The organism is Conexibacter sp. CPCC 205762 (assembly GCF_030646155.1).
GTDB lineage: Bacteria > Actinomycetota > Thermoleophilia > Solirubrobacterales > Solirubrobacteraceae > Conexibacter.
This window is the reverse complement of the sequence record NZ_JAUTDN010000077.1, coordinates 1-10,992: the sequence shown is the minus strand read 5'-3', so window position 1 is coordinate 10,992 and position 10,992 is coordinate 1. Positions and strand designations below refer to the sequence as shown.

Below are 10,992 nucleotides of genomic sequence, written 5' to 3'. Positions count from 1 at the left end.
CGCCGCGCCCGGCCGGCGCCGCACCGCGCCCGCCCGCCGCCGCACCGCGTCCGCCCGCGCCCGCCGCATCCGCGAACGGCGCCGCCGCGCACGAGGCGGGCGGCGGGCAGGTCTCCGTCCCCGACCCGATCCGCGTCCGTCTCGCGGCCGCCGCCGAGCACGTCCGCCGCGGGCTCGCGCCGCACCATCTGCTCGTGCGCGTCGGCGGGGAGCGGGTCGTCTGCGTGCTCGCCTGCCAGAACGCCGCGGAGCTGGCCAAGCGGGCGCAGGCGCTCGCCGCGGCCGCCGCCGCCAACCTCGCCGACGCGCCCGGCTGGGCGCCGCTCGTCGGCGCCGGTGAGGCGCGGCCGGCCGCCGCCGAGCTGGCGCTCGCCTACGCGCAGGCGCGCACCGCCCTGCGCGTCGGACGGGCGGTCGGCGGCTTCGGAGCGGTCGTCGCGTGGGAGGCGCTCGGCGCCTACCGCACGCTCGCCGCGCTGCTGCCCGAGGGCGCCGCGCCGCCACCGAACACAGCGCTGGACCGCCTGCTCGCCTCCTCGGAGGCCTCCACGCTCGTGCCGACGCTCGCCTGCTACCTCGACCTCGGCGGCGACGCGCGGGCCGCCGCCGAGCAGCTCTTCCTCCACCGCTCGAGCCTCTACGGCCGCCTCCACCGGATCGAAGAGGTCGCTCAGGTCGACCTGCGTTCTGGCGAGGATCGCCTGCAATTGCACATGGCGCTGCGGTTGCGGCGGCTCGCGGGCCAGGGCTGACCAGAAGGCCACGCGACAGCCGTCGTCCGCCGCCCCCGCAGGCCGCGACCGGCGTTCGTGGATCGGCCCAGCGGCCGACCGTAGTCTCGCTGCATGGAGAGCTTCGATCGCCGAGCGGGCGAGCTGTTGAGCGACGACGACCGCGTCGGCCTGCTCCGCCAGATGCTGCTGATGCGGGCCGTCGAGGAGCGCGGCAACGCGCTCTACAAGCAGGGCAAGATCCCCGGCTCGTTCTACGACGGTCGCGGCCAGGAGGCGGTCAGCGTCGGCGCGACGTGGGCGCTGAGCGGCGCCGACCCGGTCTGCTCGCCGCTGATCCGCGACCTCGGCGCCCACCTCGTCAAGGGCACCGACCTGACGCAGATCTTCCAGCACTACATGGGCCGCGAGAACGCGCTCAGCCACGGCCGCGAGGGCAACGTCCACTTCGGCGACAAGGGCGTCGGCGTCGTCGGGATGGTCTCGATGCTGCCCGACATGATGGTCGTCGCGACCGGTCTGGCGATGGCGTACAGGATGCGCGCCGAGCAGCGTTGCGCGCTGACCTTCTTCGGCGACGGCGCGACCTCGCGCGGCGACTGGCACGAGGCGATGAACTGGGCCGGCCTCGACCGCCTGCCGGTGATCTTCCTGATGGAGTGCAACCAGCTCGCCTACTCGACGCCGAGCGCGCGCCAGTTCGCCCGCGACCCGATCGAGCGCGCCGCCGCCTACGGCGTCCACGCGACGACGGTCGACGGCAACGACGTCGAGGCGGTCTTCGTCGCCGCGCACGACGCGCGCGAGCGCGCGCTGGCCGGCGACGGCCCGACGCTGATCGAGGCGCAGACCTTCCGCATGCACGGCCACGGCGCCCACGACGACGCCCGCTACGTCGATCCCGGCCTGATCGCGGAGTGGGCAGCGAGAGACCCGATCGACCGCTACAGCGCGCGCCTGACCGAGCGCGGTCTCGACGTGACCGGCCTCGCCGAGGACGTCGCCGCCGAGGTCGCCGAGGCGGTCGCAGTCGCGCTGACGGCGCCGATGCCCGACCCGGCGACGGCGACCGAGGGCGTCTTCTGCACGAGCGCGCCCGCGGGCGAGCAGCTCGGCCGCGGCGCCGAGCGCTGGTCGGGCTTCGCGGCGATGGCGCAGCGACTTCCCAGCGCGGCGGCCGCGTGATGGCCGTCCGCACCTACCTGCAGGCGATCTCCGACGGCCTGCGCGAGGAGATGCGCAGCGACGAGCGCGTCTTCGTGATGGGGGAGGACGTCGGCGCCTTCGGCGGCGCCTTCAAGGTCACCGACGGCCTGCTGGAGGAGTTCGGCGCCGCGCGCGTGCGCGACACCCCGATCGCCGAGGCCGGCATCGTCGGGACCGCCGTCGGCGCCGCGCTGGCGGGGCTGCGGCCGGTCTGCGAGATGCAGTTCGGCGACTTCGTCGCCTGCGGCTTCGACCAGCTCGTCAACGTCGCCGGCAAGATGCACTACCGGCTCGGGCTGGCGGTTCCGCTGACGGTGCGGCTGCCGGTCGGCGGCGGCTTCTCCGGCGGCCCGTTCCACTCGCAGAACCCGGAGGCGTGGTTCATGCACGCGCCCGGTCTGAAGGTCGTCGCGCCGTCCACGCCGGCCGACGCGAAGGGACTGCTCGCCGCCGCGATCCGCGATCCCAACCCGGTCATCTTCCTCGAGCACAAGCACCTCTACCGGCGCGTGAAGGGCGAGGTCCCCGAGGCCGCGCTGCCGACGCCGATGACCGCGCGGATCGCGCGCCCGGGGGAGGACCTGAGCGTCTTCGCCTACGGCGCGATGGTCCACACCGCGCTGGAGGCGGTCTCCGAGCTGGAGGCCGACGTGGAGGTGGTCGACCTGCGCTCGCTCGTGCCGCTCGACGAGGAGGCGATCCTCGCGAGCGTCCGCAAGACCTCGAAGGCGCTCGTGCTGGACGAGGCGAACGCGACCTGCGCGGCCGGCGCCCAGGTCGCGGCGCTGATCGCCGACCGCGCGTTCGAGGACCTCGACGGCCCGGTCCGCCGCCTCGCCACCCCCGACGTCCCGATCCCGTTCAGCCCGCCGCTGGAGCAGGCCGTGCTGCCCGGCACGACGCGCGTGAAGGAGGCGATCCGTGAGCTCCTCGACTACTGATGCCAGCACGCTCGACGGGCTCGCGCTGGTCGACGTGACGATGCCCGCGATGGGCAGCTCGATCGCCGAGGCGACCGTCGTCGAATGGCGCGTCGCGATCGGCGAGCGGCTGGCGCCCGACGCGGTCGTCTGCGACATCTCCTCCGACAAGGTCGACACGGAGGTGCCGGCGCCGTGCGCCGGGACGCTGGCGGAGCTGCTGGTGGAGGCGGGGGAGACGGTCGACGTCGGCACCGTGCTCGCACGGATCGCCACGTCGGATGCGCCGGCCGACCTCGCCCCCGCGCCCCCGCCGCCTCCACCGGAGCACCGGACGTCCGCACCCCTCACAGGGGGTCAAACGTCCGGAGGTCCCGACGCGCGCCGCTATTCGCCGGTCGTGTCGCGGATCGCGGCGACGCATGGCGTCGACCTCGCGGGCGTCGCGGGCTCCGGGCGCGGCGGGCGCGTCACCAAGAAGGACGTCCTCGCGCACGTCAACGGCCGCGTCAACGGCAACGGCCTCACGCCCGCGCCCGCGCCGCCCGAGCCCGAGGAGCGCCCGCTTCACAGCGAATCCCCCTACAGACCAGACCCCGATCCCGCCCCTGCGCCGCCGCCGCTCGTCCCCAGCGGCGGCGGCGCACCCCGCGAGCTGTCGCGGATGCGCAGATCGATCGGCGCGGCGATGCGCACCTCGCTCTCCGTCGCCGCGACCTGCACGACGATCGTCGAGTGCGACATGTCGCGGGTCGAGCGGCGCCGGCGCGAGCTGGGGCTGACCGCCCTGCCGCTGGTCGCGCGCGCGACGATCGAGACGCTGAGAGATTTCCCCGACCTCAACGCGACGCTCGACGGCGACACGCTCACGACATACGACGCGGTCCAGCTCGGGATCGCCGTCTCGCTCGGCGACGACGGCCTGATCGTGCCGGTGATCCGCGACGCGCAGGAGCTGACGCCGGAGGGCCTCGGCAGACGCGTCAAGGACCTCGCCACGCGTGCTCGCGAGAGACGGCTCCAGCCCGAGGAGGTGCGCGGCGCCACCTTCACGATCACCAACCCTGGCGCCCACGGGGCGCTGATCGCGACGCCGGTGATCAACGTGCCGCAGGTCGCGATCCTCGACCTGGAGGCGGTCGTGCGGCGGCCGGTGGTGGTGACCGACGGGGACGGCAACGAGTCGATCGCGATCCGCCCGATCGTCAACCTCTGCATGTCGTGGGACCACCGCGCGATGGACGGCGTCTACGCGGCGCGCTTCCTGACCGCGCTGCGCAGACGGCTGGAGACGCACTGAGCGATCGGCGAGCGTGCGCGCCGGCCGGCTGGCACCGAGGCGCGCGCAGCCGGTACGTTTCTGGCATGGCCGATCCGCTCTTCCATCTCGTCTGCGCCCCGGCGGCGCTCACCGGCGCCGAGACCTGGGCCGCCGAGCTGCTGCAGGACGGCGACCTCGCGCTGCTCGCCGACGCCAGCACGCTCGCCGCCGTCGACGCGCTCGCGCACGCGCTCGACCAGCGCACGATCGTGCTGCTGCGCAACGAGCCGACGGCGCCCGAGCAGGACGAGACGGTGATCGCCCATGCCGCCGCGCGCCCGCTGATCTGGTTCGCCGCCGACTTCAGCCCGCGCGTCCGCACGTGGGCGCAGGAGCGCGGCCCGATGACGCTGCTGATCGAGGCCGGCGGCCCGCTCACCGACGACGAGCGCCGCCGCGTCGACCGCTTCGTCGGCCTGCTCGGCCGCCAGGCCGAATAGCGCGAGCACAAAAGCGGCCCCGCGAGCGAAGTGACACGCTCCGGGGCCCGGCGACCGGGAGGTAGAGGCCAACCCAGTCGCCCAGCGATTGTGACGGATCTTCACGCTCGCTGCGGTCCGCCTTCTGTGGGATCGATCTCACAGAACACACCACACTCGCTCGCCACACTGAGATCGATCCCGTTCGTTCGATCTCGTCAGAGGAGACCGCTCCATGGGTAGCACGGCCCACAACCCATCTCGCCGCCATCGCGTCGTCATCGTCGGAGGCGGCTTCGGCGGCGTCCGCGCCGCGAAGGCGCTGAAGCGGCTCCCCGTCGACGTCACGCTGATCGACCGCAACAACCATCACCTCTTCCAGCCGCTGCTGTACCAGGTGGCGACGGGCGTGCTGTCGCCCGGCCAGGTCGCGCCGGCGCTGCGCTCGCTCTTCCGCGGGCAGGACAACGTGCGCGTGCTGATGGGCGAGGTCGAGCGCTTCGACCTCGACAGGAGAGTCGTCCACGCGGTCGCGCAGCATGAGATGGAGATCCCGTACGACACGCTGATCGTGGCGGCCGGCGCGACCCACTCCTACTTCGGCAACGACGACTGGGCGACCGCCGCGCCCGGGATGAAGACGCTCGACGACGCCAACCGCGTCCGCAGCCGCATCCTCTGGTCGTTCGAGCTGGCCGAGCAGGCGCAGACGCAGGAGGAGCGCGACGCGCTGCTGACCTTCGTCGTCGTCGGCGCCGGCCCGACGGGCGTCGAGCTGGCCGGTCAGATCGCGATCCTCGCGCGCCGCATCCTCAAGAAGGAGCACCGCGCGATCGACCCGCGCGCCGCCAGGGTCGTGCTGCTCGACGCCGCCCCGACCGTGCTGCCGCCGTTCCCCGAGAAGCTGCGCGACCACGCCGCGCACGACCTGCGCAAGCTCGGCGTCGACGTCGAGGTCGGCCAGATGGCCGTCGACATCGACGACGAGGGGATCGAGGTGCGCGCGACCGACGGCGACGGCTCGACCAGACGGATCGCCTCGCGCACCGTCCTCTGGGCCGCCGGCGTGCAGGCCTCGCCGCTGGCGAGAATGCTCGCCGACGCGTCCGGCACGAGCAGCGACCGCGCCGGTCGCCTGCTCGTCCGCCACGACCTGACGCTGCCGGTCCACCCCGAGGTCTTCGCGATCGGCGACATGGTCTCGCGCCCCGGCGTCCCCGGCGTCGCGCAGGCGGCGATCCAGGAGGGCAAGTACGTCGCGAAGGTGATCTCCACGCGCCTGAACGAGTACCCGGCGCCGCCGTCGTTCTCCTACAAGGACAAGGGCACGATGGCGACGATCGGCCGCACGCGCGCGGTCGCCTCGGTCAGAGGCGTCAAGCTCACCGGCCAGCTCGCCTTCTACATCTGGGCCTTCGTCCACGTCGCCTACCTGGTCGGCTGGGGCAACCGCTTCGAGGCGGTCGCCCGCTGGATGTGGACGATCGTCGCCCGCAACCGCCGCGAGCGCCTGATCAGCCCCGCCTCGCTGCTCTCCGACGAGCAGGTCCACGAGGAGATCGAGGCGACCCGCACCCGCTCGAAGGTCGCCGCCTAGCCTCAGCCGAGGCTGGCGCGGCCGTCGCCGCTGACCGGGATCTCCGGCCCGAGGAAGCGCGGGTCGGCCCCGGTCACGACCTGCTCGACCGCCTTCACGCGCGCGAGCACCTCGCGCACCTCGCTGCGCTGCTGGGCGCGGCCGTAGCCGGTCAGGTCGGCGGCGACGCCGGTCGCCTCCAGCCCCGCGCGCCGCGCCAGCCAGACGGCGCGGGGGAGGTGGAAGCCCTGCGTCACGACGAGCGCGGAGGAGACGTCGAAGACCTCGCGCGCCCGCACGGCGCTGTCCCACGTGTCGAAGCCGGCGTGGTCGGTGAAGACGTCGCGCGGCGGCACGCCCTGCGCGATCAGCGCCGTCCGCATCGCGTTGACCTCGTCGTACTCGGGCCGGCCGTGATCGCCCGAGGCCAGCACCTTGTCGACCTTGCCGGCGCGGTACAGCTCGGCCGCGACGCGCACGCGGTCGGCGAGCATCGTCGACATCCGCCCATCTCTCGTCACCTGCGCGCCGAGCACCAGCGCGACCTGCGCGTGCGGCGCGTCGGCGACGGTCGCGCTGCCGCCGCCGCCGAGCAGCACGAGCGCGTTGGAGCCGGCGACCAGCAGCACGCCGGCGAGGGCGATCGCGAGCACGCCGGCCAGCAGGCGACGGCGGCGGCGCGACGCGGGCAGAGGAATGCGCATGCGCCAGACCCTACCGACCCGCCGGCGCGGGCCTCGGCATAGTTGCGTGTGCAATCAACTCTGCTACGCTGAGCGGCATGGAACTCGGACTCGCCACCTTCGCTGATCTCGGCGCCGGCACAAGCCCGCAGGAGCGCATGCGCGACCTGCTGGAGGAGGCCCGACTGGCCGACCAGGCCGGTCTCGACCTCTTCGCGATCGGCGAGCACCACCGCCCCGACTACCTCGTCTCCGCGCCGGCCGTCGCGCTCGCCGCCGTCGCCGCGCAGACCGAGAGAATCCGCCTCTCCAGCGCCGTCACCGTGCTCAGCTCCGACGACCCGGTGCGCGTCTACCAGCAGTTCGCCGAGGTCGACCTGATCTCCGGCGGCCGCGCCGAGATCATGGCCGGCCGCGGCTCGTTCGTCGAGTCGTTCCCGCTGTTCGGCTACGACCTCGACGACTACGACGAGCTCTACGACGAGAAGCTGCGGCTGCTGGTCAAGCTCGCCGCCGATCCCTCCAACGTCACCTGGTCGGGCAGATTCCGCGCGCCGCTGAACGGCGTCGCCGTCTGGCCGCAGGCCGTGCAGCAGCCGCTGCCGGTGTGGGTCGCCGTCGGCGGCTCGCCGGAGTCGGTCGTGCGCGCCGGCACGCTCGGGCTGCCGCTGACGATCGCGATCATCGGCGGCATGCCGGCCCGCTTCGCGCCGCTCGTCGATCTCTACCGCGAGGCGTGGGCCGCCGCCGGGCACACGCCGGAGGAGGAGCGCGTGGCGATCAACACGCACGCCTTCGTCGGCGAGACGCTGGCGCAGGCCGACGCCGCCTTCGCCCACCCGTACCTCGAGGTGATGAACCGGGTCGGGCGCGAGCGCGGCTGGCCGCCGTCGGGCCGGCGCGAGTACGAGGCGCTGCGCGGGCCGCGCGCCGCGCTCAACGTCGGCACGCCGGAGCAGGTCGCGGAGAAGATCCTCTACGAGCACGAGCTGTTCGCGATGGATCGCTACGTCGGCCAGATGAGCGTCGGCGCCGTCGACCACGCCGCCGTGATGCGCTCGATCGAGCTGTTCGGCAGCGAGGTCGCGCCGCTCGTGCGGGCGGAGATCGCCAGGCGCGAGCCGGCGGCGGAGGCGACCGCCTAGCGCAGCCGCCCACCCGCGATTTGCAGCAGTCCGGCGCGACGGTCATGATCGCGGGATGTACTCCCCGACACTCGATCGCACCGGCACGCGGGTGGGCGCGTGAGCGACCTCGCGCAGCTGACGCTGGAGCAGTTCGCGCCGCACGTCGGCGACACGTTCGCGCTGACGCTGACCGCGACCGACGGCGCTGAGACGCTGGAGCTGGCGTTCACGCTGGATGCGGCCGTCGAGGTCGCCGGCGCGGGCGACGACGCCGCCCGCCAGCCGTTCGCGCTGCGCTTCCGCGTCCCGTTCGCGACGGTGCTTCCGCAGCAGATCTTCCCGCTGCGCCACGAGCGGCTCGGGACGCTGGAGATCTTCCTCGTGCCGATCGGGCAGGACGCCGACGGCGTCCGCTACGAGGCCGTCTTCGCCTGACGCTCCCACAGCTGGTAGACGCCCTCGTCGGCGACGGGGGCGAAGCCGAGGCGCGCGTAGAGCCGCTGCGCCGGGTTCTCGCGCTCGACGTGGATCGAGATCCGCTTGCCGGCGGCGTCGGCCTCGGCCAGCAGCGGTGCCAGCAGCCGCGTGCCGATCCCGGCGCCGCGGAACTCCGGCAGCAGCGCGACGTCGACGATCAGCAGCGTCTCCTCCGCACGCGCGACGATCAGCCGCCCGGCCGGCGCGCCGTCGACTTCGACGACGTCGAAGGAGGCATCGCCGTAGTGGCGCGCGTAGTGGACGCTCTGCGCCTGAAACTGCTGGCCGACGAAGGCCGCCTTCTGCTCCGGCGTGAACGGCACCTGCGCCAGCTCCTGCTCGCGCGTGCTGGCGTAGACGCGCAGCAGGAACGGCTGGTCCTGCGGCGTCGCCGGCCGCAGCGCGATCGCGGGCGGCGGCGCGCTCATCGGCTCGGGGTCGGCGCCGTCTGCGGTTCGCCCATCGTCGCGTGAGCGTACACGTGGCGGCCGGACGGGCGATCCGGCTGCCGGCTGCGGCGCGCGGCACGGGCTGAGCGGCCGAGCGGGAACGGAGGCGGCGGGCGCGGCGGGCGCCGGCCCGGTACGCTCGCGGCCGTGAGTCGCGTCATCGTCGTCGGGTCGGTCAATGAGGACGTGCTCGTGCGCGCGTCGATCCCGCAACCGGGCGAGACGGTCGCCGCGAGGGACGACTTCGCGCTGCTGCCGGGCGGCAAGGGCGCCAACGCCGCCTGCGCCGCCGCGCGGCTGGGCGCGCCGACCTCGCTCGTCGGCGCGGTCGGGGCCGATGCGGCCGGCGACCGCGCGCTCGCCGCGCTGCGCGCCGGCGGCGTTTCGATCGGCCGCGTCGAGCGGGCGCCGGGCGTCGGCACCGGGCAGGCGATCGTCGTCGTCGACGACGCGGGCGAGAACGCGATCGTGATCGCGGCCGGCGCCAACGCGACGATCGCGCCGACGCAGGTCGCGAAGGCGATCGACGCGCTCGCCGCGCCGGGCGCGATCGTGCTCAGCAACCTCGAGATCCCGCTGCCGGTCGTGACCGCCGCCGCCCGCGCCGCAGCCGCGCACGGCCTCCGCTTCCTGCTCGACCCGACGCCGGCCCAGCCGCTGTCGGCCGAGCTGATACCGCCGAACGCGCTGATCGTCCCCAACGAGCACGAGATCGCGACCGTCGCCGGCAGCGCGCAGGGGACCGCGCCCGCCGACGCGCTGCTCGCCGCCGGCGCGGGCGCGGTGATCGTCACCCGCGGCCCGGCCGGCGCCGACCTCTACACCGCCGCCGGCGTCGCGCCGCGCACCTTCCCGGCGCCGCGGGTCGAGGTCGTCGACACGACCGGCGCCGGCGACGCCTTCCGCGGCGCGCTCGCCGCCGCGCTCGCGGCCGGCGAGACGCTGGAGGAGGCGGTCTCCGACGCCGTCGCCGCCGGCGCGCACGCGACCACCGCCGCCGGCGCGCGCGGCACCTTCGCCGACCGCGACGAAGTCACCGCCCTCCGCGCCCGCGTCTGACGCGCGCGCCCGGTCGGCGCGCGCCGCGACGCCGGCGCCTGCCCGGCCTCAGCCTCTGGTCGGCTTCAGGTTGCGCTCGAGCCAGTCGTAGACGCGCTCGTTGCGCAGCCGGCCGCTGACGACGAACTCCTCGCAGAGGCGGCGTAGGCGTCGCCGCGCGCGTGGATGCGGTCGATCGTCGTCAGCATCTCGCCCAGCTCGGCGAACTGGCGCGCTACTGTCAGCGCATGGCCTCGAGCAGAGCGATCCGCGCCGTCGTGACGGGGCGCGTGCAGGACGTCGGCTACCGCGCCGCGACGATCGAGGCGGCGCGCGAGCTGGGCCTGCTCGGCTGGGTCCGCAACGACGACGACGGCGCCGTCCGCGTCCACGCCGAGGGCGATGCCGCCGCGGTCGAGCGGTTGGTCACATGGCTGGGGGAGGGACCGCCGGCCGCCGTGGTCGAGCGGGTCGAGGTCGAGCCGGTCAGAAGAGAGGGCCACGAGCAGTTCGCCGTGCGCGGCGTCGCGGCCGGCGTCTTCGTCGTGCAGGAGCACCAGGCGACCGCGCACCACTGGGACTTCCGGCTGGAGGTCGACGGCGTGATGCGCTCGTGGGCGCTGCCGAAGGGCCCGTCGCTGGACCCGGCGGCGAAGCGGCTCGCGGTCCAGGTCGAGGACCATGCGATGAGCCACAACGACTACGAGGGCGACAACGTGATCGTCTGGGATCGCGGCGTCTACGAGCAGGGCGGGCGCGTGCCGTGGCCGGAGGCGATCGCGCGCGGCCACGCGGTCTTCGTGCTGCACGGCGAGAAGCTGCGCGGCGGCTGGGCGCTCCAGCGCACCCGCATCGACAGATCCGGCAAGCAGCAGTGGCTGCTGGTCAAGCGCAAGGACGACGAGGCGCGGCCCGGCTCTGACGTCGTCGCCGAGCAGCCGCGCTCCGTCGTCTCCGACCGGACGCTCTGAGCGCGCCGCGCCCGCTGCAGCGCCGCCGCGCCCGCCCCGCCGCGCCCGCCGCCGCGCGGACCCGCCGCGCCGCG

At 74.5% G+C, this 10,992-nt stretch carries 12 protein-coding genes; 10 read left to right on the top strand and 2 right to left on the bottom strand.

Annotated features, from left to right (window positions below; translation table 11 throughout):
* The 6 genes from Q7L73_RS28090 to Q7L73_RS28065 all read left to right on the top strand — a co-directional run.
* The coding region (locus Q7L73_RS28090; RefSeq protein WP_304715773.1) for a CdaR family transcriptional regulator at positions 1 to 752 on the top strand (752 nt) is incomplete at its 5' end.
* 93 nt (positions 753 to 845) lie between these two features.
* Complete coding sequence (locus Q7L73_RS28085; protein ID WP_304695945.1) at positions 846 to 1,916, top strand: thiamine pyrophosphate-dependent dehydrogenase E1 component subunit alpha; 1,071 nt, start codon at positions 846 to 848, stop codon at positions 1,914 to 1,916.
* Entirely contained in the window at positions 1,916 to 2,878 is a 963-nt protein-coding gene (locus Q7L73_RS28080) for an alpha-ketoacid dehydrogenase subunit beta (RefSeq protein ID WP_304695946.1), read from the top strand. The genes Q7L73_RS28085 and Q7L73_RS28080 overlap by 1 nt, the downstream gene beginning before the upstream one ends.
* Positions 2,859 to 4,157: a dihydrolipoamide acetyltransferase family protein gene (locus Q7L73_RS28075; protein WP_304695948.1), complete on the top strand. Its 1,299-nt coding sequence runs from the start codon at positions 2,859 to 2,861 to the stop codon at positions 4,155 to 4,157. Before Q7L73_RS28080 ends, Q7L73_RS28075 begins: the two co-directional genes overlap by 20 nt.
* 65 nt (positions 4,158 to 4,222) lie before the next feature.
* Positions 4,223 to 4,618 carry a hypothetical protein gene (locus Q7L73_RS28070; RefSeq protein WP_304695950.1) on the top strand — a complete coding sequence of 132 codons (396 nt, stop codon included), beginning with the start codon at positions 4,223 to 4,225 and terminating at the stop codon, positions 4,616 to 4,618.
* 214 nt (positions 4,619 to 4,832) lie between these two features.
* Positions 4,833 to 6,194, top strand: coding sequence for an NAD(P)/FAD-dependent oxidoreductase (locus Q7L73_RS28065; protein WP_304695952.1), 1,362 nt, complete (start codon positions 4,833 to 4,835; stop codon positions 6,192 to 6,194).
* A 2-nt stretch (positions 6,195 to 6,196) separates the two neighbouring features.
* Here Q7L73_RS28065 and Q7L73_RS28060 read toward each other — a convergent pair whose 3' ends face one another.
* A complete protein-coding gene (locus Q7L73_RS28060) occupies positions 6,197 to 6,877 on the bottom strand; it encodes a vancomycin high temperature exclusion protein (RefSeq protein ID WP_304695954.1) in 681 nt (226 codons plus the stop codon).
* A 77-nt stretch (positions 6,878 to 6,954) separates the two neighbouring features.
* Here Q7L73_RS28060 and Q7L73_RS28055 point away from each other — a divergent pair, with 77 nt between their 5' ends.
* Together Q7L73_RS28055 and Q7L73_RS28050 are read left to right on the top strand one after the other, a co-directional pair.
* Positions 6,955 to 8,001, top strand: coding sequence for an Atu2307/SP_0267 family LLM class monooxygenase (locus tag Q7L73_RS28055; protein WP_304695956.1), 1,047 nt, complete (start codon positions 6,955 to 6,957; stop codon positions 7,999 to 8,001).
* Between the two features lie 99 nt (positions 8,002 to 8,100).
* Complete coding sequence (locus Q7L73_RS28050; RefSeq protein ID WP_304695958.1) at positions 8,101 to 8,418, top strand: hypothetical protein; 318 nt, start codon at positions 8,101 to 8,103, stop codon at positions 8,416 to 8,418.
* On the opposite strand, the gene Q7L73_RS28045 is transcribed toward Q7L73_RS28050, so the two are convergent.
* On the bottom strand, positions 8,397 to 8,888 hold the full coding sequence (locus Q7L73_RS28045) for a GNAT family N-acetyltransferase (RefSeq protein ID WP_304695960.1): 492 nt from the start codon (positions 8,886 to 8,888) through the stop codon (positions 8,397 to 8,399). The genes Q7L73_RS28050 and Q7L73_RS28045 overlap by 22 nt on opposite strands.
* A 168-nt stretch (positions 8,889 to 9,056) precedes the next feature.
* Here Q7L73_RS28045 and Q7L73_RS28040 point away from each other — a divergent pair, with 168 nt between their 5' ends.
* Positions 9,057 to 9,968, top strand: coding sequence for a PfkB family carbohydrate kinase (locus tag Q7L73_RS28040; protein ID WP_304695962.1), 912 nt, complete (start codon positions 9,057 to 9,059; stop codon positions 9,966 to 9,968).
* A gap of 227 nt (positions 9,969 to 10,195) precedes the next feature.
* Positions 10,196 to 10,918: an acylphosphatase gene (locus Q7L73_RS28035; protein WP_304695964.1), complete on the top strand. Its 723-nt coding sequence runs from the start codon at positions 10,196 to 10,198 to the stop codon at positions 10,916 to 10,918.
* The last annotated feature ends 74 nt before the right edge of the window (positions 10,919 to 10,992 follow it).

What these genes read in the sequence shown, in the direction of transcription:
- Q7L73_RS28045 (WP_304695960.1), bottom strand. Translation starts at nt 8,888, where the DNA reads ATGAGCGCGCCGCCGCCCGCGATCGCGCTGCGGCCGGCGACGCCGCAG.
- Q7L73_RS28055 (WP_304695956.1), top strand. Translation starts at nt 6,955, where the DNA reads ATGGAACTCGGACTCGCCACCTTCGCTGATCTCGGCGCCGGCACAAGC.
- Q7L73_RS28060 (WP_304695954.1), bottom strand. Translation starts at nt 6,877, where the DNA reads ATGCGCATTCCTCTGCCCGCGTCGCGCCGCCGCCGTCGCCTGCTGGCC.
- Q7L73_RS28085 (WP_304695945.1), top strand. Translation starts at nt 846, where the DNA reads ATGGAGAGCTTCGATCGCCGAGCGGGCGAGCTGTTGAGCGACGACGAC.
- Q7L73_RS28035 (WP_304695964.1), top strand. Translation starts at nt 10,196, where the DNA reads ATGGCCTCGAGCAGAGCGATCCGCGCCGTCGTGACGGGGCGCGTGCAG.
- Q7L73_RS28080 (WP_304695946.1), top strand. Translation starts at nt 1,916, where the DNA reads ATGGCCGTCCGCACCTACCTGCAGGCGATCTCCGACGGCCTGCGCGAG.
- Q7L73_RS28070 (WP_304695950.1), top strand. Translation starts at nt 4,223, where the DNA reads ATGGCCGATCCGCTCTTCCATCTCGTCTGCGCCCCGGCGGCGCTCACC.
- Q7L73_RS28065 (WP_304695952.1), top strand. Translation starts at nt 4,833, where the DNA reads ATGGGTAGCACGGCCCACAACCCATCTCGCCGCCATCGCGTCGTCATC.